The 23,021-nt window shown below is 58.8% G+C and carries 14 protein-coding genes; 7 read left to right on the top strand and 7 right to left on the bottom strand.

Features of this window, described 5'->3' with window-relative positions:
• The first annotated feature begins 51 nt into the window (after positions 1-51).
• The 3 genes from KGB07_RS25690 to KGB07_RS25680 are packed head-to-tail and all read left to right on the top strand — an operon-like array spanning position 52 to position 5,527.
• Positions 52-1,296, top strand: coding sequence for an exonuclease SbcCD subunit D C-terminal domain-containing protein (locus KGB07_RS25690; protein WP_223466938.1), 1,245 nt, complete (start codon positions 52-54; stop codon positions 1,294-1,296).
• Positions 1,293-4,934: an AAA family ATPase gene (locus KGB07_RS25685; protein WP_223466937.1), complete on the top strand. Its 3,642-nt coding sequence runs from the start codon at positions 1,293-1,295 to the stop codon at positions 4,932-4,934. Before KGB07_RS25690 ends, KGB07_RS25685 begins: the two co-directional genes overlap by 4 nt.
• Positions 4,931-5,527 carry a glutathione S-transferase gene (locus KGB07_RS25680; protein WP_223466935.1) on the top strand — a complete coding sequence of 199 codons (597 nt, stop codon included), beginning with the start codon at positions 4,931-4,933 and terminating at the stop codon, positions 5,525-5,527. Before KGB07_RS25685 ends, KGB07_RS25680 begins: the two co-directional genes overlap by 4 nt.
• Positions 5,528-6,008: 481 nt before the next feature.
• Here KGB07_RS25680 and KGB07_RS25675 read toward each other — a convergent pair whose 3' ends face one another.
• From KGB07_RS25675 to KGB07_RS25645, 7 genes are all read right to left on the bottom strand, one after another.
• On the bottom strand, positions 6,009-9,713 hold the full coding sequence (locus KGB07_RS25675) for a hypothetical protein (RefSeq protein ID WP_223466933.1): 3,705 nt from the start codon (positions 9,711-9,713) through the stop codon (positions 6,009-6,011).
• A gap of 118 nt (positions 9,714-9,831) precedes the next feature.
• On the bottom strand, positions 9,832-11,664 hold the full coding sequence (locus tag KGB07_RS25670) for an ABC transporter ATP-binding protein (RefSeq protein WP_223466931.1): 1,833 nt from the start codon (positions 11,662-11,664) through the stop codon (positions 9,832-9,834).
• Between the two features lie 108 nt (positions 11,665-11,772).
• Positions 11,773-13,047 (bottom strand): DegT/DnrJ/EryC1/StrS family aminotransferase, encoded by a 1,275-nt coding sequence (locus tag KGB07_RS25665; RefSeq protein ID WP_223466929.1) that lies wholly within the window; start codon positions 13,045-13,047, stop codon positions 11,773-11,775.
• A 97-nt stretch (positions 13,048-13,144) separates the two neighbouring features.
• The gene (locus KGB07_RS25660) at positions 13,145-13,876 is read right to left on the bottom strand and encodes a PIG-L deacetylase family protein (protein ID WP_223466927.1); all 732 of its coding nucleotides are present in this window, start codon (positions 13,874-13,876) and stop codon (positions 13,145-13,147) included.
• Entirely contained in the window at positions 13,873-15,120 is a 1,248-nt protein-coding gene (locus KGB07_RS25655) for an aminotransferase class III-fold pyridoxal phosphate-dependent enzyme (RefSeq protein ID WP_057398102.1), read from the bottom strand. Before KGB07_RS25655 ends, KGB07_RS25660 begins: the two co-directional genes overlap by 4 nt.
• A gap of 1 nt (position 15,121) precedes the next feature.
• Entirely contained in the window at positions 15,122-16,972 is a 1,851-nt protein-coding gene (locus KGB07_RS25650; RefSeq protein ID WP_223466926.1) for a hypothetical protein, read from the bottom strand.
• Between the two features lie 104 nt (positions 16,973-17,076).
• Positions 17,077-18,222: an iron-containing alcohol dehydrogenase gene (locus KGB07_RS25645; RefSeq protein ID WP_223466924.1), complete on the bottom strand. Its 1,146-nt coding sequence runs from the start codon at positions 18,220-18,222 to the stop codon at positions 17,077-17,079.
• A 508-nt stretch (positions 18,223-18,730) separates the two neighbouring features.
• Here KGB07_RS25645 and KGB07_RS25640 point away from each other — a divergent pair.
• The 4 genes from KGB07_RS25640 (at position 18,731) to KGB07_RS25625 (ending at position 23,009) form a co-directional block, all read left to right on the top strand.
• Positions 18,731-20,332, top strand: a complete 1,602-nt coding sequence (locus tag KGB07_RS25640; protein WP_223466922.1) for a GMC oxidoreductase — start codon at positions 18,731-18,733, stop codon at positions 20,330-20,332.
• A 30-nt stretch (positions 20,333-20,362) separates the two neighbouring features.
• Positions 20,363-20,611, top strand: a complete 249-nt coding sequence (locus KGB07_RS25635; RefSeq protein ID WP_223466921.1) for a DUF6137 domain-containing protein — start codon at positions 20,363-20,365, stop codon at positions 20,609-20,611.
• 193 nt (positions 20,612-20,804) lie between these two features.
• Entirely contained in the window at positions 20,805-22,034 is a 1,230-nt protein-coding gene (locus tag KGB07_RS25630) for a glycosyltransferase (protein WP_223466919.1), read from the top strand.
• Positions 22,035-22,118: 84 nt separating this feature from the next.
• Positions 22,119-23,009 carry a phytanoyl-CoA dioxygenase family protein gene (locus KGB07_RS25625; protein WP_223466917.1) on the top strand — a complete coding sequence of 297 codons (891 nt, stop codon included), beginning with the start codon at positions 22,119-22,121 and terminating at the stop codon, positions 23,007-23,009.
• Positions 23,010-23,021: the final 12 nt, after the last annotated feature.

Here is a 23,021-nt window from a genome sequence, read left to right as displayed (position 1 = left end):
GCCGCCTTCATTTTTCCCGCGGCCATTACCTATTTCGTAGCGGAGTCCGCCTTGCGCTTGTTTCACACCTCCGACTGGCACCTCGGGCAGAACCTGCACGGCCAGGATCGCGATTTCGAACACGGCTGTTTTCTCGACTGGCTGTTGCGCCAGCTGAAACTGGATCAACCGGATGTGCTGTTGATCGCCGGCGATATCTTCGACACGGTCAATCCGCCGGTCAAAGCCCAGGAACGCCTCTACGACTTCATCGTCAGTGCCCACGAACAGCAGCCGATGCTGACCATCGTGATGATCGCCGGCAACCACGATTCCGGCTCGCGGATTGAACTGCCCGCGCCGTTGATGCGGCGCTTGCGCACCCATGCCCTCGGTCGTGTGTTGTGGCTGGATGACGGGCAACTGGATGCCGAACGCTTGTTGCTGCCCTTGCCCGATGCCAGCGGTGAAATCGCCGGCTGGTGCCTGGCGCTGCCATTCTTGCGCCCGGCGGAAGTCACCGGCGCGCATCTGGGTGACAACTACCTGCGCGGGATCGGTCAGGTGCACGAGTGGCTGATCGAAGCGGCCAACGCCAAGCGCCAGCCGGGTCAGGCACTGATCGCCATCAGCCACGCGCACATGGCCGGCGGCTCGGTGTCGGAAGACTCCGAGCGCAGCCTGATCATCGGCAATGCCGAAGCTCTGCCCGCCAGCCTGTTCGGGCCGAGCATCAGCTACGTCGCTCTCGGCCACTTGCACAAGCCGCAGAAGGTCAATGGCGAGGAGCGCATTCGCTACAGCGGCTCGCCGATTCCGCTGTCGTTCTCCGAGATCAGCTATCAGCACCAGATTCTCGACATCAAGCTCGACGGCGAGACCCTGGTCAGCGTCGAGCCGAAACTGATCCCCCGCGCGGTCAACCTGCAACGCATCGGCCCGGCGCCATTGAGCGAGATCCTGCTGCAACTGGCGGACCTGCCGAACATCGACCTGTTGGCCGACATCCAGCGCCAGCCATGGCTGGAGGTACGGGTGCGCCTCGACGAACCGCAGCCCGACCTGCGCAATCAAGTGGAAACCGCCCTGCAAGGCAAGGCCGTGCGCCTGGTGCGCATCGCCGCCGAGTATGCCGGCAACGGCGGCCGTGACGGAGCCGACGAAGGCAGCACGCTGATCGAACTGGACCAGCTCACGCCTCAGGAACTGTTCAGCCGCGCCTGGCAGGACAACTACGGCAGCGAGGTCGACGAGCAGACCCTCAAGGACTTTGCCGAGCTGTTGCAGGATGTGCAGATGGAGAGCGAACAGCCATGAAAATCCTCGCGATCCGCCTGAAAAACCTCGCCTCGCTGGCCGGGCCGTTTGAAATCGACTTCACCGCTGAACCCCTGGCCAGTGCCGGACTGTTCGCCATCACCGGGCCCACCGGCGCCGGCAAAAGCACCTTGCTCGATGCCCTGTGCCTGGCGCTGTTTGGCGCCGTACCGCGCCTGAACAACACCGGCCGCGACGCCAAGGTGCCCGACGCCGACGGCGAAATCGCTACCGGCGACCCGCGTACCCTGCTGCGTCGCGGCACGGGTGAAGGCTATGCGGAAGTGGATTTCGTCGGTGTCGACGGTCGCCGCTACCGCGCCCGTTGGGAAGCCAATCGCGCCCGGGACAAGGCCGCCGGCAAGCTGCAGGCCAGCCGCCAGAGCTTGCGTGACATCGATCAGGATCAATTGCTCGCCAGCCAGAAAGGCGAATACAAGACTCAGCTCGAAGCCGCGCTGGGGCTGAATTTCGAACAGTTCACCCGCGCGGTGATGTTGGCGCAAAGCGAGTTCAGCGCATTCCTCAAGGCCGATGACAACGACCGCAGCGAACTGCTGGAAAAACTCACCGACACGGCGCTCTACACCCGCCTCGGTCGTCGCGCCTTCGACAAGACCAAAGAGGCTCGCGAGGCGCACAAGCTGCTGCAGGATCAGGCCAGCGGTGTGACGCCGCTGTCACCCGAAGCCCGCGCGGAACTGGATGAGCGCTTCAACCAGGCGCAGCAGCAACTCAAGACCCAACAAGCGCAGCTCAAACAGCTTGAACTGCAGGACACCTGGCTCAAGGACCTGCGTCGCTTGCAGGACGAACATCTGGCCGCCAGCGAACAACTGCAATCGGCACAGACCCACTGGGAGGCCTTGGCCAGTGAGCGCTTGAGGCTCACCCGCCTCGAACAGCTGGCCCCACAACGGCACCAGTTCGCTCGTAAGGCCGAGGTCGATGCGCTTCTGACACCCCTGGCGGCGCAAATTGCCTTGCACACGCAGCAGCATGGCGAACTCGGTGAGCGTCAGACGCAGCTTGAGCAACAGCTCGGCAGCGCCCGGATCGCCTTGAGCGAAACCCAACAACGGCAAGCCGACAGCACGCCGTTGCTGCGTCAGGCCTTCGAAGCACAAAGCACCCTCGCCCGCCTGGCCAAGGACACCGCCCTCAGCGCCGAAGCCAGGCAACAGGCGCAACAGGCCTGCACCCAGGGCCAGGGCACGATTCAGACCTTGCTCGATCAGCAAGCCCGTGGCGCCGGGGACTTACAGCGCATCGCCAGCGGGCTGGAGCAAAGCACGCATCTGGCACCGTTAAGCGATGCCTGGAATGCCTACCGTGATCGCCTGCAACAGTTGATGTTGATCGGCAACCGGTTGAATCAGGGCCAGGCCGAACTGGCCAGCCTCGAACAAAACGCCGCGAACACTGAACAAGCGCTCACCGCGCAGAAGCAACAACTTGAAGTGCTGTTCAAGGAGGCCGGCGCCGAACCGGATGCCGTCGCCGAGCAGATCGGCATCCTGGGCAGCCTGTTGCAGGACAACCGCAAGCAACTGCGCGCCGTCGAAGACCTTGCACGCCTGTGGGCCAGCCAGCAGGACCTGGACAAGCGCAGCGCCGAGCTGCAACAACGCCAGCTCACCGCGCAGCAGGAACGTGAACGTTTGACCCAGGACGGGGTCAAGGCCAAGGCTGATCTGAGCGTTGCCGAACAGACCCTCAACGTCACGCGCGAACTGCTGGAGCGTCAGCGTCTGGCGCGCAGTGCCAGTGTCGAAGAGCTGCGTGCGCAGTTGCAGGACGATCAGCCTTGCCCGGTCTGCGGCAGTAACGAGCATCCCTATCATCAGCCGGAAGCCCTGCTGCAGAGCCTCGGTCGCTTTGATGAAAGCGAACAGGCCAACGCGCAGAAGGCCGTCGACCTGCTCAAGGAAAAACTCACTGATCTGCGTGCCGAGGTCGGCGGGCTGATCGCCCAGCAAAAGGAACTGCTGCAACAGCAAGAGCAACTGGCAACCCAGCAAAAGGCCCTCGCCCCAAGTCTGGAAGCGCATCCGCTGGCGACCCAACTGCTGAACCAGGATGCCGCCAAACGCGATGCCTGGCTCATCCAACAAAACAGCCAGCTTAACCAGAGCATCAGCCAGGACGAGCAACGGCAGAGCGCGCTGCTCACCCTGCAACAGGATGCCGCGCGCCTGACCCAGCAACTGCGCCATGCTGAAACCGCGCACCAGCAAGCAGCCCAGCACCTGAGCAATCAACAGCGCGAACTGGGCAACGACCGCCAGCGCCTGGACGAAGAACTCAGCGCATTCGCCAACCTGCTGCCGGCCGAAACCCTGCAAGCACTGCGCGTCGAACCGGCCGCGACCTTCATGCATCTCGACCGGCAGATCGTCGAGCGCCTGGCGCAACTCGAGCAACAAAAGGAAGAACTGGCCGAGCAGCAACAGCGCCAGCAAAACCTGGAGAAAGAACAGGATCGCCAGCACAGCCGCGTGCAGCAATTGCACGCCGCCGAACAGCAGTTCACTGGACTGGCCGAGCAGCAACAGGCGAGCCAGCACACGCTCGGGCAATTACTCGGCGAACACAGCAGCGCCGAGCATTGGCAGCAGCAACTGGAACAGGCCGTGGAACAGGCGCGCAGCGCCGAAACCAGCACCGCGCAGTCGCTGCAAAGCGTCCTCACGCAGTCTGTGCAACTCGCCGCCGAGCTCAAGGCACAGCAGGAACGCCTGCACGCACTGGAAGGCGAAGAACGTGAGCTCGCCGGCAAGATCGGCGACTGGCGTGCCCGTCATCCCGAACTGGATGACGGTGGCCTCGAAGTCCTGCTGCGCGTCGACGACACTCAGGTCAGCGAACTGCGCCAGCGCTTGCAGCACAGCGAAAAAGCCATCGAACAGGCCAGCGTCCTGGTGCAGGAGCGCAACAAACACCTGCTCAATCATCAGGCTCAACAAAACGGCAACCTCGATGCCGAGCAGTTAGCCAGTGCGCTGATCGACCTGCAAAACCTCGCCGCCACCAGCGAGCAACACTGCGCCGAACTGCGCGCCGAACAGGCCGAGGACCAGCGCCGACAGAACGCCAATCAGGCCCTGGCGCAGCAGATTGCCGATGCCTATAGCGAGTACCAACGCTGGGCACGCCTGAACGCGTTGATCGGCTCCGCCACCGGCGACACCTTCCGCAAGATCGCCCAGGCCTATAACCTCGACCTGCTGGTGCATCACGCCAACGTGCAACTGCGCCAACTGGTGCGCCGCTATCGCCTCAAGCGCGGCGGCAGCATGCTCGGCTTACTGGTGATGGACACCGAAATGGGCGACGAACTGCGCTCGGTGCATTCGCTGTCCGGTGGCGAGACCTTCCTGGTCTCGCTGGCGCTGGCCCTCGGCCTGGCGTCGATGGCGTCGAGCACGTTGAAAATCGAGTCGTTGTTCATCGACGAAGGCTTCGGCAGCCTCGATCCGGAATCCCTGCAACTGGCCATGGACGCACTCGACGGATTGCAGGCCCAGGGCCGCAAGGTCGCGGTGATTTCCCACGTACAGGAAATGCATGAACGGATTCCGGTGCAGATTCAGGTCCAGCGCCAGGGCAACGGCCTGAGCACCCTGGAGGTGAAATGAACACCCTGTATTCCTTCCGCCGCTGCCCGTACGCCATGCGCGCACGCATGGCCCTGCGCTACTCGGGCGTGGCCGTGGACATTGTCGAAGTCAGCCTGAAGGCCAAGCCCGCCGAAATGCTCGCGCTATCGGGCAAAGGCACGGTGCCGGTGCTGAGCGCCGATGGCCGGGTGATCGACGAAAGCCTGGACATCATGCGCTGGGCCCTGGCACAGAACGATCCGCAGGACTGGTTGCTCAAGGACGATCCTGTGGCAGCGGCGCAAATCGCCCCGTTGATCGAACACAACGATCTGGTGTTCAAGGTGCACTTGAATCGCTACAAGTACGCCGAGCGTTATCCCGAGCAACCGATGGAGGTTTATCGCGGTGAAGGCGAGGTGTTTTTGCAAAGGCTGGAGGCGTTGCTGGAGGGACGCGACTACTTGCTCGCCAGCCATCCAAGCCTGGCCGATGTGGCGCTGATGCCCTTCGTGCGCCAGTTCGCCCACGTCGACCGCGACTGGTTCGCGCAAACGCCCTATCGGCGTTTGCAGGACTGGTTGCAGCGGTTTCTGGAGTCGGATTTGTTTACCGGTGTGATGCGCAAGTAAGCCACCGCACACTGTGGCGAAGGGCTTGCCCTAATGCCAGTCAGTCAAGGAGCAAAACCTGTGGGAGCGAGCTTGCTCGCGATAGCGGACTGTCAGGCAACGCAGATGTTGACTATGCGATCGTCATCGTCGGAACGCCGCCCGGAGCAAGCTCGCTCCCACAGGGGGTGTGGTGTTCGAAACGTTAACTGATCGGCATTAGGGCAAACCCCCTCACCACAAAAGCCCTTCATCGACAGCAGGCTTCAGGCCAACACCTCACACATCCCGATCGCCGAGCAATCAACCTGGAACGGGCCGAAAGCCACGTTTTCATTCCTGATCGGTGGATTGCCGGCCAGCATGCCCTGGGCACTGGCGTTTTCGCAATTCTGACGCGTGGCTTTCAGTCGATTCTTGTATCGCCAGACGTGTACTCTCTCCAGCTTCTTTTCAGATCAAGACGAATTCCGGGCACAGGCTCTCGGGTCCGCACGATAACTCAACACTCGGTCGACCCCAAGGAAACGGGACGCCTCTGCCCCAGAGTCGGCCACGAATCTAACGACGTCCAATCGATGCCTTTTTTTAGTTCAAATCGACAGACGGGGCGGCTCATCAAAATCTGCGTCTGGATGGCCTGCTCAGCGTCAGCGGTACATCCCCACGGAACAGTGTCCAAGTCCCGTAGGAGTCCCGTCAATATATCCTGATCAAGGCAGTCGCCGAATCGAGCGACCAAAAGGTGTTTCGCGCGGCGAAATCGCATTCCGGTGCCGACCAGTTGCGCAGCCAAGTGCAATGCGCCATGGGCCGCCATAGCAATTTCGGGTGCATGCCGCACGATCATCCCCGGCATTCCCGATAGCATTGATCCCGCCGCCGCGACTTGCCGCAAGTCATCCGCCAGGTCCGAGCGTTTGAATAGGCAGGCTGCGATCAGGTCATCGCCGACATTGAAGACGCCCCGCCCGGCGAGTTCCGAAAGCGCCTCCTTTGGCCACTTGGCCGCCAGGAAAAGGGTGGCCTGCCGGAGCGATTCATAGCGACCGAACCACCGTCCGTTGTCCTCGGCCTCCTCATTCAGCCAGTGCGCATACCCGTCAATCAAGGTCCGACAATAATCGAATCCCCTGCGCAGACAACGTAACAGCAGACCGCGAACGATTCGGCTGCACGCCATCGCGGCGACCGTCGACGACATTGGCAGGGCGTGCAAGGCGACGTACTGCGCCCTGTCCTCGATCACCGCTCGATACCGTATCAGTGTGGTAAATATCTCCTTCCATTCCAATCCGTCGAAACGTTCGGCGAAGCCGTCCACGGCTTCGTTGGCGACATACGAAAAATCGTAAGAGGCGTCGAATAGAAAGCGCGTAGCGACCACAAAGTGCCAGAGATGCTCGTAATCCCAGGGATCTGATCCTTGCGCGTTAAGGCGGATGAACAGTGTCCAGGTACCCAGCACTTGCTCGCGCCGGACCGTCAGTGCCGGGAACATCCAAATTTGGAAACGATCCAGAAATACCTCAAACGCCAGGATCCTCGCGATTTCGCCCCCGGGGCAATCAGGCGGCTCCGTCCACTCTACCGAGATCTGCCGCGGCGTGAACACGTAGCTCGCCTTGTGCGTTCCCATCGGAATCTGAATCTCGAGCAACTCTCGCTCGAAACGCAGAACCTTCGTCGAGCGACTGCTGAACGTCGAACAGAAGTGTTCTAGCGCTTGTACGCGCCGTGGTAGCCCCTGCGCGTCAAGCCGCAGCCCCGCCAGGGAGTATTGATGAAGGAGATTGTGAAGAACGTGCGGATTCTCGTACCGCAGCGGTGTTTCATGGGAAACCACAATGGCGTCAAACTCGAATCGCCAATTGCGGTCCTGTATCTCGAATGACTCGGGCATCTCGTCATCAGCCCATTGACGCAGCCAAATTTGAAAGCGCTGAAGCACTGCGGCATCGCGCTCAGACAGCGATCCTATGTTCAGGAATTCGATCCACCATTGCATCACTATGAGGTAGCGGCGGTAGCTGCCAGCGTCGCCCTCCTCCACCGAGCGCCATAGCAGCCCTTTCAATGAGGCGTCATACGCTTCGACCAGCGATCCTCTAATCTGCTCAGCGACGTTTTCCAGACCGGCTTCGTACAGCGCACCCCGGAGTGTCAAGTAAGTATCGTTGAGCTGCAGAGGAAGCCGCGCGGTCGTGCTGCCACCCGACACCATAGCTCTAAACAACGCTACTGACTGTCGGAATGCGTCCACTGGTTCGAGGACGGCGGGATTAACGAGAGCCTGCCGCGCAAGCAGGATCCCACTTGCGATCGGCAACTCCAAAGAGCGGATGGATACCATCGATTCGACAAACAAGCCATCTTCAAGATCGTGTGCCAGTGCATCGAGGTAGGAGACGGCGTCGTCCGGCTCATAAACCGGCAGTCGCTTACATTCCGTCCTGACGAAGGCCACGCTTTCAAGAATCAACACGGCGTTATCGCGCTGAAGCGCCTTCAAATGCACGGCAGCCGAATCGACCAGGCGCCGCAACGTTTGCGACGGTAGCCAGGACGTCGCCGCCTCACAGTCGAGCAGTGCCAGGACAATTCGAAGGTCACCACTCGCGACCAACGTGCGTGTCACGGACGACAGCGCGAACAGCGTGCGCAGTTCGCCCTGCGGCTCATTCCGTGACACCCGGAACGCACGTTCGTAGTCCCTCGCGAATTCAGTGAGCGCGCAGCATTCGCCGGCATACCCTGGATTCTTTGACCGCCAGATTGCCGCGAGCAGTGAGGGTGACTCCACTACTCCGTCGTCGCGTTGCATCCACCTCGCCGACATCGGCTGCTCGCTACGTGCGAACAGCCGCTCCTTGACTTCGCGTGCGACCGGTAAACGACGCAGCTGGGAAAGGACTTCGACGCAGTCTCGCGCCAGCTCGCCGCCAGGTGCCAGCACCTCATCGGTGAAAACAAGAGCGCAGTCGTCGGGCAACACCAACTCTCGGCGACGCTCACTCTGAATTGATCGCAGCAGCGTCGAGTCGCCGAGAATACAGGTGCCACGGTCAAATACAACGCAGTCTGCTCCGGCTGGCATGCGTCGAGTATCCATCCTGACGCAGGAAGTTTTCTGCTGGCGGAACATGATACCCGCGTGTTCCTCCGCACTGCCTTCGTCCACTAATACCACCGCTACGTCGGCCTGCTCTCGCGCGTTGAGCGCAAGATATCGGCGCCAAGCGCTCATGAGATCAGGTGCCACCAATGCGCGGCCCGAGGATTGTGCACCCAGCATCAACAAGCCGGCTTCCACGACATCGTAGCGACTGATCAATGTTTCACGGCATGCATCGGTCAACACATCACGATCGCGAAAGGCATCATCAGAATACGCCGGCCGCGCCTGCAGCAGATGCAACCGTTGCACCGTCGTCGCGCGCAGATGGCGTGCGCGCCATAACCTCAGGTCTGAGCAAGCAGGACGCAGCACCAAGGCCGTCGCCTGCGAGCCGGTATTCTGAGCGCTGGCGAAACCGAAACCGATCGTATGCGCGACGTTCATCAGTTGTGGGTTTCGCGGCATGACGGTGGTCACGGACACGAAGCCAAGTGTCGTCTCCAGGCCCCATTCGCAATCGATCGCAATGAAGTCGAACGTCTGCATCAGTTCATTACATACCGCCTCCATGTGATCAAGAACAGCTGTGTCCAGATACGGCGAATGATCGCGACCGACATCGCCACAGACATCGATCTTCAGTAGCTGTTGCACAAAGCATGGAATTGCCTCGACATGATCGTAACGCCCCGAGAGCGCAAGTTGGCGTCGTGCATGCTCGGTCGATCCACTCATGGCCACAGTGGCAATACACCGTATCAGCGCTTGTGGCTCGGGACATATCAGGCTTTCGTAGCCGCCGGCATTGACGTGATCCGTCAGGTCCTCGTTACCTGCACTACGCACGATCCAGGGCGCTGAACCACAAACGTCCTCCACGCTTCGCGCCAGCAGCGGAAAAGCCTCCTCCAAAGCGGCTGCGTAGATCGCTACCGCTTCATCCGCCTGTGCCAGGCCGCCCGCCACTGCGGTTGGCAATGGGGCAATCGGAAAGATAGGCAGGACAAGATTCCCCAGGGATTCGATCTTCCGGATGCGCAGGAGCCGATCCGCCTTGGGTCCGTAGAGTTGTTCTTCGTCTGTAGTCATGGTTTAGCACGCAAGATCCGATGATTGTGGTGGTGCGGCATGCAGCTGGGCCAGCAGAAGGCATATATCAACCTCGCTGACTTTCGGCGCAGGCGCGTCTTCAAAGGGCCGCGCATTTTCATTTAGGGTCGCCCAGGTATCCGCCGCTCTGGTGAGCCCACAACCTCGCGTAAAGCCCCCCTTGCGCAAGCAGCGTTGTGTGATCGCCCTCTTCGACAACACGTCCCTCATCAAGCACGATCAAACGGTCCATCGCTGCGATGGTGGACAGCCGGTGTGCGATCGCAATCACAGTCTTGCCCTCCATTAATCGGTAAAGGCTTCGCTGAATTACGGCTTCGACTTCGGAATCAAGTGCACTGGTCGCCTCGTCGAGCAGCAGGATCGGTGCGTCCTTCAGCATCGCGCGCGCAATGGCGATACGCTGACGCTGTCCGCCCGAGAGCTTGACGCCGCGCTCGCCCACATGCACCTCGTAACCGCAGCGCTTGCCCGCATCGCTGAGATTCCGGATAAAAGTGTGTGCCTCTGCGCGCCGGGCCGCCGCCTCGATCTCCACCAACGTCGCATTAGGTCTGCCGTAGGAAATGTTGTCGGCTACTGACCGATGCAGCAGTGAAATATCTTGCGTGACCATGCCGATTTGGCTGCGCAACGAATCCTGCGTAGCGTGTGCGATGTTCTGCCCGTCGATCAGGATGCGACCACTTTCCAGATCATGAAAGCGCAGCAGCAAGTTCAATAGCGTCGACTTGCCGGCACCCGAGCGGCCGACCAGACCAATTTTTTCACCAGGCCTGACCGTGAGGTCCAGATCGTCGATTACGCGGAGACCGCTTTCAGCGTAGCGGAAGCTCACTCGTTCGAAGCAAACCTCGCCACGGGTTGCTGCGAGATCGACGGCGTCAGGCGCATCGAGAACGGTAGGTCGGATCGACAGCGTCTTCATGCCGTCCTGCACTATGCCGACATTCTCAAATAGACTGGTCATCTCCCACATGAGCCATTGCGAAATGCCCTGCAGCCGCAACGCCATAGCGGTGCCGGCGGCAACGGCGCCCACTCCCACTGCACCTTGCGACCACAGCCACAACGCAGTACCCGTCGTGCCAATCGTGAGCCCAATGCTCAAGAGATGGTTGACGATCTCAAAGGCGCTCACTAGCCGCATCTCGCCGTAACCGGTGCGCATGAATTCGCGCATGGCCTCGCGCGCGAACCCTGCCTCGCGCTGCGAGTGCGAGAACAGTTTGACGGTGGCGATGTTTGTATAGGCGTCGGTCACACGTCCAGTCAACAACGCACGCGCGTCAGCCTGCTCCTTGCCGAACTTGCCAAGGCGAGGCACAAAATAAAACAACGCAGTGACGTAGAGGACGAACCAGCCTACAAAGGGCCATACCAATTGCGTATCAAGTACGCCAACCAGGATGATCATGGACGTCACGTAGATACTCATAGCGACCATGACGTCGGCCAGTACGAAAATGGTTTCGCGCACTGCAAGTGAGGTTTGCATCACCTTGGCCGTGATGCGACCCGCGAACTCGTCCTGATAAAAGGCCATGCTTTGTCCCAGCATCAGCCTGTGGAAGTTCCACCGCAGCCGCATGGGCAAGTTCACGGTGAGTGTCTGATGCTTTACGACGGTCTGCAGGGCCACTACTGCGATGCTGGCCACCATCACGGCGACCAGCCATAATAGTATCTCGCCGCGCTCCGCCCACAGGCGCGACGGCACTTGGACGCTGAGCCAGTCGACGATGTGTCCGAGCATGGCTATTAGCATCACATCTAACGCCGACATTATCATTGTGAGTACCGCCATGGCTGCGATCTTGCCACGTACGCCCTGCGTGCAAGCCCAAAGAAAGGCGAAGAATCCCCGGGGCGGCGGCGATGGCTCGGAGGCAGGGAACGGGTAGAGCAGTTTTTCAAAGAAGCCGAGCAAAATGTAGCCTCACTGACAGTACACGACTGATGTAACCGCCCAACCAGATGTCGGGCAATGCTTCGACATACCAAGACAATGCGATAAATACGCCGTTTGCGCGTCCGCTTAAGCTCGCTGGTTGTCGATCAACCTGGCTAACTTTTCGAAGGCGGCGGCCACACGTTCCATTGCGCTCGTATCGGCCAACAGCATGCGGTGAGGCAAAGCGATGCAGGACCTGGAAAACTCTTGCGCTCTGGGCAATTGATAACGGGATGGATCAATCGCATTGGTAAATACCTTGCTCAACTCGAACCGGTTTCGCGAGAACGGCTTGTAGAGAGGATTCTGGTTAAGCGCGCTGTACATCGTCTTGCAGGGCAACTGGATTTCCGCAGACAGCGCCGCAGCGAACCATTCAGCGCCCTGCGTCTCCACAATCGACTGCGGCAACCGCACCACGTAGGTGTAGTGCGCCCTCTCCGTGGTGCGAGAGGAGGTAGCCTGTGGCAAGAAACCAAGAGGAACCAGAAAGCTATCCAGAGCGGCGGCATTACGACGCCGATGTGCCAGCTGCTCGTCCAACACCTCTAGTTGCGCCACCAAGATGGCGGCATGAAATTCCGAGAGACAATGGTTGTTACCCATGATCTCCGCAGTCTCAACCAGCGCCATCTCGTCTATTACAGGCGGCTGCGCGGAGAGCGTTCGGCCGTCGGCCCGCAGATGCGCCAGGCGGCGTGCGAGGCTCGCGTTGTTGGTAATCACCGCCCCACCTTCGCCGCTCGTCAGCAGCTTGCTATGCTGCATCGAAAAGGTACCTGCCGCGCCGAAGCAACCAACATGCCGACCGGCGTAGCGGGCGCCATGTGCCTGGGCGCAATCTTCGATTAATGGAATGGAGTGCGCTTGAGCGATCGTCACCAAGCGATCCATGTCGGCGACCGCCGATCCAAGGTGGACCACAGTGATGGCTCGGGTACGCGACGTGATTGCGCGTTCAAGTGCCACTGGATCAAGGCAACCGGTCTCGGACTCCACGTCGGTCAGGACGGGAATAGCATTGATCCCGAGTACCGCGGACGCTGATGCGACCCAGCTCACGCCTGGCACGATCACCTCGTCGTACGCCCCGACCTCGCAGGCCTCCAAGGCCATGCTCAAGCTGGCGGTGCCCGTCGAGGACGGTACGCAATACCCGGCGCCAGTGTAAACGGCAAATGCCTGTGCGAAGCGCTCTTCCCAAGACGGCCGCCCACGGTATTGACCACTGATGGACCATCGGTGGCTACCCAGCACGGCATCAACATTACGTCGAGTGTTGTCAGTGCTCTGGGGCCAATTGGGCCAATTCCCGTCGTGGACCGTAGCCCCTCCGTAAATTGCTAGTTTTTCCAACATGGATGCCTCCGTCAATCAGGGTTAATTCGGTCCGCCCATGACAGCCACGGGATCAGGCCAGCGGTTGTTTCGGATCACTTCTTTCGCTTAAACGGATTCAACTCGTGCGGCGCCACAGGCGCTCCGCATATCGTGCGGTGCCGGTCCCGACACGGCCGGCATGTAGCAACATCTCAGCGATGGTGGATGCACTGGTCTGAGAGCGGTATCCCCACATGTCCTCGCACTTGCTTTCCAACACAACTTCGATGTCGGCCGTCAGGGCGGGTGTTAGGCCTTGAACGGCAAGCTGTCTTTCGAGTTGCGAGAGCGGCAAGCTGGAACTGTAGGGAACGTCTTCGTAGTAAAGGACTTCAACGTGATCCAGCGCATCTGCGGCAATTCGTACGATCTGATGATCGACATGCCCGCCAAGACCGCACGGAGCAAGCACAATCTGAGGCACCCGACACGCCACGGCGTTACGGATCAAGTTCACGACGCCCTCGGTCCTGGGGTCATCGGTAGCGGCAATGCCAAGTTCTGTCGCTTCGTCATATCCCATTACAAAGCTGTCCGGACAGGGCAGGAGTTCGTAGTCGATCCACCGTCGTGCGCAATACGCACGATCCTCCCGCTCCCGTTCTGCCGATATCGCATCTGCGGATGTCGCGCACGAAGCCTGCGGCAGTGCCCATCCGCTGTGGCCGAAAATTGTCATCAGATGGAGATCCGCTCGCATGGAAAGCCGTACTACAATGCCGCCTATGGAGTAGGCAACATCATCCGCGTGCGGTGAAAGCAGCAGGATTCGCTGGCCCATCATTGACTCCAGGGATGGCGGGATCATCGCTCCTCCTTGATCCAACGAATCGCTTCCTCAACAGGACCGACATCGTTGGCTCCGTCTATCATGCGAAAGGCAGCCTGGAAGCGCCGCTGCCGGCTGATCGACGCGGGGTCGCCTCGTCCGAACCATAGCGAAGTGACAGTGAGCCCTTTCTCGAAACGTTCGAGTAATTCGTCAAGCACGTCGCCGGTCGCGAGCGAGACAGCTTGATTGTCACCTTCGTACAGAAGTAGGCCCGCCATGGCGCAATTCGCGTACAGGGCCTGATCCAAAGCCTCGGTGGCACTCACGATTTGCAGCAATGGACCATCGCCGTATATCTCTATCGGCAGCTCCCTGCGTTGCACGATGTTACGCATTTCGGCAGCTAGGGTCGCTCCGCACTGGACCAATCGCTGGTAACCGTCGTGGCTGTCCATGTAGTCCAGTGTGGCCAACGCCGCCACTATCGGGATCGTGTCAAAATAGGCGGTATAGGTAAATTCCTTCGCCGCGGCCATTACATCTGAACGGCCTACCAGGCACGATATTCGATGGCCATTCGCCAATCCTTTAGCGAAGGTGTACAGATCTGCGTGGAAGCCGACCGTCCTTGGAAATTGGGAGGCAGGTACCGAGCGGTAGCCTTGCTTGACGTCATCGCAGCACAGCAGCACCCCCTCACGCACAGCGATCTGCGCCAGTCGACGAAGTGTGTCCGGTTGCAGGTGGACGTAGTCGGGAGACAAAATCACCAAGGCTGTTTGTCCGCGATACCGCTTGAGCACCTCTTCCAGCAGTTCCGGCACGAAGTAGAAGTCAATGACTCCACTCGCATTGGCTTCCAGTAGGTAGTCGCTGCTGGCCCAGTAGTCGCCCCAGCCGTGATAACCCGCACTCGCGATGACGTGCCGGCCCGTGAATTGCCGCGCGACCTGAACGGCAGCCCGGCAGGCTTCCGTCCCCGTGCTGAACAGGGCAAGCCGTGCTTCGTCCATTCCGACATCGTCGATAATCCGGTTTGTGAGCTCCTCATGCAGGTTGCTCCAGCAGGTTCCCGATGCCAGCCCGCGGTATAAATGGCGCGTAATCGCTGAATTTACTGCGGGGTGGTGGTGCCCGAGCGTGACGCTGCCTTTGCCATTCATCAGATCGATATACTGCTTACCGTCCGAGAGCGTAACCGTGGCGCCACTGGAACTGACGGCGCGCAGCCTAGGTTGTGCGGTATAGATGTCGGTAACGATGTGGTGAGGTCTGTCCATGTCACCTCCATGAAGGTGTGTCGATCTCGGCCAACTCGGAAGTTGTCCTGATCAATTGATGAAAATCTTCGCAGAGGGTGATGCGACCACTGTCGCTGGTTATTCTCACGCTGCGCAGCCTAGATTCGGCGATCATCAGCGCAGCTAGTGACAAGCCCCCCCGGACGCTCGACCAGGCGAGACCGCACAATGATGCGAGCTGCCCAGCGTCTTCGATCGCCAAGCGATTTTCGAGAATGAAAGCTGCCACCTCCAGCTCGGGAAAGCTGATATCGCCCCAGTTCGCTTCCAATTGAAAACGATGAAGCCTTCCGTGTCGGTCAACCTGCCAATGCCAACCACCGCAGGCATAGCGCAGTGACGAACGGAACGCTCTGCCCGCCCGCCCCGGCCACGGTACTGGCTCCGCTAGAAACGCGCGCAGTGGCTCAGATATCTCCTGCAGCGGATCGCAATCGCAGCACACTCGCATGCTATCTGCGATTGCCGACCAGCGCGGATCAAGTGCCATTACCACGGGGCTGTGATAAGTATGAGCAATGGTTTGCCATGCAGGGACGTCCAGCCATTTCGCCGCTTGATGCAATAAGTCGGCTCGCCTCGGCTGGCTCGGGGCATGGAACTGCTCCTGGAAGGTTCGCGTAGCCCCGACGTCGACCGTAATGGCATAACCGTCAACTAGCCAGGCGGTACCCGTAGATCTCATCTCTCGCACGCGCTCGAACTCCGCACGACCGAACACACCTTCACCAATGAAGCGCAGATGTAATAGTGCATCACCATCCGGCCCAAGAATTTCGATCGGCGTCTTGCGTGGGTTTACCAAAGGCCGATGCCCGGACAAGACCTGCGGGTCGTTCCACGGAAGCCAGGCCCGACTGAACCCGTAACGCACCTCACCTTGTGGGCACCGGAAGTGCAGTCGCGCCTGGGTCGGGAGTGAAGGTATGTCTGCTGTATCCCGCAGTCGTGCGATAAATTCAGGTTGTTCACCAGGTAGCAAGCATTCCCAAAGCCGTGGTGCACGTGAGTTGCGCACCATGTGCGCCGGTGGGTGTGTCGGCTTCGGATGACCCGCAGGACCACGCCAAAGCTTTCCGACGCTCGAGAACCATAGATCGACGCCGGGCTCGCGCAACCGTGCCGCTACGCGTTCCATGGTGGCCCCGGTATCCGGACGATCGTCCACCACCACGATCACAGGGGAGATTCGGTGCTCCAACCAGGCCCGAGCTGTTTCCAAGCCATCAGACGTTGCGCTTCCCTCTTGCGGTCGCACCGTACACCAGTGCACATCGGCAACGCCCAATCCGGTCAGCACTGCCTTCCATAGCGGAGCAAGATATGCTCCACCGGTGCGGATCCCGACAATCAGGAAGGCCCGATCAAGGTGCACCTGCGCGGTCAGTCGATCAGCGTCGCCAGCAATCAATGCCAGATTAGCAATGTCGTAGCCGCAACACTCCGGCATCGGCAGGTGGAGCACCTTTGCGAGGGAATCGGGCGATGAATTTACATGGAGGCCGACACTCACAGAGGCGAGATGATCGATGCTTTCGGATGCGACCACAATCCCCCCCAGCATCACCTGTGCAGCGCAATCGGCTTCGCGTTCGGCGTGCCGAAGCTGCTCTTCGAGTCCTTCCGTCGTTGTATCGTCGAGCACGCCGTTCAGTTTTCCCACAGCGAGCAGATCGGCCCAGAATTGCACGCTGGCGCAGGTCACCAGATATCGATCCAGGGTTCCTGGGGCGGCTGCTGCACGTAGGTGACTCAGTACTCGCCCAATATCGATGCGCATCAGTCCAATAGGTGCCGCTTGGGCAGACGGGTCAACAAGAAGATCGTTCATAGTCATCGCTCGTATCGAGATCCATAGGCGCGTTGATCGCGAAACCTCGACATAGTTAGAGATCGGCTGGCCCGCCATAGGCCAGGGCATAAAAAGCGCACTTGTCACTGAGGACTTTCCTCGACGGCAACATCCTTGATCCCTATTAAGCAATCCTCAATGCAAGACTGAACTAGCGAAGCGTCGACCAGTATCAAGGGTTTGCCGACCGGTCCGGCTGGAACCCCCAAGCTATCAAGAAGGATCATGGCAACCTGGTCAGGACGAGCGCACACGTAACCTCGCTTGTTGTCCGTGCGCAGCAGCGACATCACTGCGGCAACAGTAACTCCTGCCGGCAACCTAACTGTAAGTCCGTTACGTCTAAGCAGCCGATGATGAAGACTCTGATCTGCTTCACTCAGTCGCCCTAGGCGACTGGAAACTTCCGCCGCCACGATCATTCCGAGGCCGACAGCTTCACCATGCGGTACACGACCCTCCGCCGCCAGTTCGATTGCGTGGCCGACCGTATGGCCATACTCGAATATCAGTGCCTCTTTGCGTTCGCATTTGTCGGCCTTCATCACCTTTTGCTTTGCAAGCAAACCTGCCTCGACAATGACCGTGAGTTCCGTATCGGAATAATTTGCGTCCGACTTCAATCCACTTTCGAGCAGCGGAATGTTTTCGGTGGCCACGGTCAATGCGTTCTTGATGATCTCGTACATACCGGACCGAATTTGCGCCGCCGGCAATGTTCGCAGGAAGTTGAGATCAATAAGAACAGCTGTGGGCTTGTGAAAACAACCCATCAAATTTTTGCCTACAGAAAGATTCACTGCCTGTTTTAGCGAGGCAACTGAATCCGCCGCCGCAATCAACGTCGTAGGTACATGTACAAGACGAATGCCGCGAAACAGTAATGCTGCTGTTAATCCCGCGAGATTTCCTACTACCCCGCCACCCACGGCGACAATCACACTACCCCGGTCGATGCCAGCCTCTACCATTTGTTGTGCAAGATGCTCGACAGTCTCCAAGGATTTGAAAGATTCGCCGTTGCCGATAACCCATAGGCTGGCAAGAGCTTGAGTCGAAAGCTGCTCGTACAATACGCCCGCATGCAATTGACTGACTGTTCTATCGCTAATCAAGTGATAGTTTGAGGCCCTGATCTCACACAAATTCGAAATGATTTCATCCAGGCATCGAACACCAATCAAAACCGGATAGTGTTCATCTTCGAACTGCAGTTGCAAGTTACGCATAAGGGCCTCTCAAGGTATGCAATAGCGTTGCTAGCAAGATGACGCTTATCGATACTCCCCCAGTTAACACGGCTACGGGATACTGCGTTCTCCCTTGTGCGTCGTACCGAACAGAGTGTGAGCACTGCGAATATAAATGCGACTAAGGCTGCCGCTCCGTCAACAATTTTTTTATGCAATATGCAATATCTGAAAAGCACTACAGAGTCCTAGGACGCGTACTACACCCAACTCCCACATAAATAAATTTTGAAATTTTTAATTTTCAGAGCTCAGTTTCTCTGCTACGGTAATTCAACTTGGGTGAACTGGGACAACTCTTATCAATGGCAATTGATTGCTCATCAGCAATCAGCCAAGTGCAATATTTGCCAAGCCCGTACTACTCCCATGGGTGGGCAACTACGCGACTACAGTTGACTTGATGTAAAGCGCGGATTATTTACTCAATAGAAAATCGAGATAACTTCATTGCACGCCTCCGTGTAAACACGTCAGAGGATGACATATGACAATGACTTCTTCCTTAGAGCAGCATGTCGAAGACCGCCCGCTCGGTAAGTCCCATGTGCATGGGCTGCGCTCAAACACCCTGTTGGATGATCCTTTCGACGTGGTCATCATTGGTAGTGGAGCAGCTGGTGCGGTTGCTGCAGACACCTTTGTTCGAGCCGGACTCCGTACCCTCTTGGTGGAGGAAGGAGCGAGACTCAAGACCAGTGCAATAAATTCTGATGTTGACGCACAGGCCGAGCACGCATTGGCTGGCAACGCCGCGCAAGGATGGAGTTCGCAGGGATGGCCATGGAGCACACGCAATCTTGGTGGCGGCACGGTGTTCTACGGCGGAGCCTCGTTTAGGTATACCGAATTCGATTTCGACCCCAGCGAGCGCATTCGTGTCGAGGGATTACCGGTTAAATGGCCAATCGCCGCTACCGATCTCGTTCCTTTTTACAACGAGATAGAGTCGATTCTTTCCATCGACCAGGCTGGGTTCGAGTGTAGTCGAAGACAGGCACCTAATACCTTGAGCCTACCCGCGGAGCATCTTTGGGAAGGTGCGCTCCGACTCGGTCTGTCCCCCCGCCCAACTCCTGTAGCGATAGATCGCAGCCGGTGCGACCACTGCTCTTTATGTATCACGGTACAGTGCACACGCGGCGCCAAGCGCGATGTGGTCAACTCCCTGCTCCGCCCCTTGGCCGATATGCCCGACCTGCTGCTGCTAACCGGCGTGAAGGCCATGGCATTAACACAGGAACAGTGCAATCGTGCCAGCGCGTTGCAGTGCCTGGACGTCGCAACTGGTCAGACTCGTTTCATCCGTGGGCACCGTTTTGTGCTGGCCTGCAATGCAATTCAAACGGCCGCGTTACTGCTGCGTTCGGTCACACCTCATGCACCAATGGGGCTTGGCAATGAGCACGATATAGTCGGTCGAGGTCTTTGCATGAAACTTAGCGAGTATTCGCAGGGTGTGGTGCATGCAGACCGGCAACAAATCGACGATCATCCAATAGGTTATCGGGGGCCGTTCTCGACGGTCTGCACGCTTGACCATTACCTGGACGAACGCTGTCCGACTGGTGTCGGTGGGCTGATCTACGAAGCCAAGCACGACAACTGGAGCCGTCTACAGGGTGATGGTCTGGTATTACGTGTGGAAACCATCATTTCTGACCACCCGTCGCTAGGGAATCGGATCCGCCTCTCCAGTAGTACGGATTCATGGGGCCTGCCGCGATTGATGATCGACTACACGACAAATCCACAGGATCTGGCACGCCTCGCTTATATGGTGAAGCGATCAGCCGACTGGCTCAAAGCGGCTGGCGCGAGGGATATCCGACATGAAGCCTCAAACTTCGCAATGGGCAGTACTCACCTACACGGCACCTGCCGCGCGGGTGATGACCCGCGAACTTCCGTGGTGGATCGGGATGGCAAGCTCCATTCGCTGGATAACGTCTACGTTGCAGACGGTAGTTACATGCCCTACCCCGGTGGAGTGAATCCCACTCTGACGATCCAGGCCAATGCCTTGAGAATCGCTCGCCAAATCGCCCGCGACGCAACGGGTCATGCAAGCACTGCAGCCTTTCGATAACTGATGATCAATTAAAAAGTGACCACACTCATGACACCCCACTTCATTCGCCAACTTGTCATTCACACAATCTGCAATGTGATTGGCGCGCCGCCTGAAGAGGTTACGGCCCTCGACAGGGTTGAATTGAATACACGCGATTGGGAGCAGGTCTTCAGCCGGCTGGAGGCAACGCTCGACATCCAGACCGGTATGTTGACCTCGGCCGAGCGATCGTTTTCCATCTACGCGTTGACGTGTGTGCTGCACGCCAAGCTGACAGACGACATGATTACCTGACCGATACGTGATCGGAATCGTCGTGAGTCCTGACGCGCGACGTGACCTCATCCGGCCGGATCGCTGAGGACGTCGCATGATGTATTGCTTAAGCGTCTCACTGGGCATTGCGACGGGCGCACTTATCGCTCACCCGCCTCTGCACTCTTGAACTGCCATCGGCCCTAATTCATTTACCAAAGGCCTAATTCGTATGAAAGTCTTGAAGCTGACGCCCTTTTTCCATCATCCAGATGCTGACTCCTGGCCAGTCGCCTACGACTCGGTAGGCGGCATGCAGGTTCAGACCTGGCGACAGGCAGTTTGGCTCGCTCAGGAAGGTGTCCATCAACATGTCATGACCATCGGCTTTCCCGGACTGCCTAAGCTGCGACAGTTGCATCCGTTTCTCTGGGTAGAGCGCATGCTACTACCCATGCCGCGGATACGGTCCGAATTCAGCGGTTTGATAGGGCTGACGCAGTCGTGGGCGGTGGCAACACTGTCTGCGCTGCTCCAAAAAGGGCATAAGCATGATTTCGATGTCGTCCATACGCACCTCGACGGGCAAATTCCGGCGCTGCTGGTCGCTTGTTTAGCGCCTCGATTGCTACGACGTCCGTTGATCCTGACGGTGCACTGCTCTCGTCTCGCGGTCTACACGCCGCATTCTTGGCTGGACATACTTCAGCACCGACTGGCCCGGTGGCTGGAACGCAAGGCCGTGGGCACGGCCTTCGCGGTAGTCGCCCTGACCCAACGAACCGCCTCCCACCTCACAAGCGATGCTCGTCGTATCGAGATCGTTCACGACTTGGTCGACACCACTCAATTCGCGCCGCCCCAGCAAGAAGCAGTAACTGCGTTCCGCGAACGTCATAATCTGCGGCGGCAATCGGTGGGCTTTGTCGGCCGTATCGCGAAAGAAAAGGGATGGCAACATCTCATCCCGCTCGCTCAGGCCCTTCGCGAGCAAGAGTGCGGGCTGTTGATCGTCGGCGACGGGACGCAACGGGACCGGCTGCGGCACGCCATTGATAAGGCTGGACTGCAGGACTGGGTGACGGTTACGGGCTTCATCCCCAATCATGAAGTGCCCTTGGCGATGGCGGCCTGCCGTCTGATCGTGATGCCTTCTGCGTATGAAGAGTTCGGGGGAGCCAGCATTGAAGCGCTGGCTACCGGCGTCCCTGTAGTGGCTTTTGCTGTTGGTGGCCTTACGGAAATTCTGTGCGGCATTACACCCGAACTGCTGATTGCACCGGAAGATACGCCCGCGCTGATCGCACGAGTCAAGGAAGTGCTGGCCGGGCACCATTCGCAGAGTATTGATCCAGCCAGGTTACGTGCCTACGTTGAGCAACGTTTTGCCCCATCCGCAATGGGCGCCCGAATCCTGAATCTATACCGACTGGCGCTAATCAACTCTACAAAACCTGTCTGACCGTGAGTGCTGCGGCGCAGCAACTGCGCGGAATCGACAAAGGCTTGCCCAACGGAAAAAACGACCCGCCACGGAGGTTTCTCGATGTCACTTATTCACCTTCCCAACTCCGTTTCAGCATCGGAAGTGGTTCGGTGCCTGCGCGAGCACGGCTATGCCATCATTGATAAACTCGTGCCCGGCACCGCTATGGATCAAATCGCCGAAGAGCTTGAACCCTACACGGCAGTCACGCCTTTCGGGCCCGACGACATTCTCGGCAGGCGGACCAAACGCACCGGTGGCCTAATTGCGCGATCTATAGGGGCGCGTAATTTGATCCTCAATCCTACTATTCTCGAGACAACACGGCGTTTTCTCTCTCACGCTACGACGTTTCAGATCCATTGCACGCAGGTCGTGTCGATTCACCCAGGTGCAAGAGCGCAGACGCTGCATCAAGACGAGGTGGCTTGGGACATGTTCCCCTTTCCCAACGACTATCACGTGCAATGCAACACACTATGGGCCATGACCGACTATTCCGAGAAGATGGGCGCTACGCGCATCGTACCTGGCAGCCACCGAGCGGGACGCAGTGTCGAGTTTGAGATTGAGGCCAGCTTTCCTGCAGAGATGGAAAAGGGATCGGTGCTCGTTTACGACGGAAAGGTTTACCACGGCGGCGGAGCCAATCACTCCGACCGAGTCCGATCAGCCATCAACTTGACTTATGCGCTCGGCTGGCTTCGACAAGAGGAGAACCAGTTTCTGTCCTGTCCGCTCGAAATTGCCAGTACGCTGCCGGAAGAATTGCTGCGTCTTATGGGCTACCAGTGCGGAGCGTTTGCCCTGGGCTACGTACATGGGTTCGAGGATCCGATGACTGTGCTGGGGCGGAGTCAACCGGGCAAACTCATGGGCGCGGAGTTGATGCTGAAGGCCGAGCAGAACGACGATCGCAAGTCTTTCCTGCGGGAAGCAAAATTCGATTGAGAACGGGGCGCT

The organism is Pseudomonas sp. GL-RE-26 (assembly GCF_019956275.1).
Taxonomy (GTDB): domain Bacteria; phylum Pseudomonadota; class Gammaproteobacteria; order Pseudomonadales; family Pseudomonadaceae; genus Aquipseudomonas; species Aquipseudomonas grandcourensis.
Note: the sequence above shows the minus strand (reverse complement) of the source record. Positions and strands in the feature narration are given on the sequence as shown.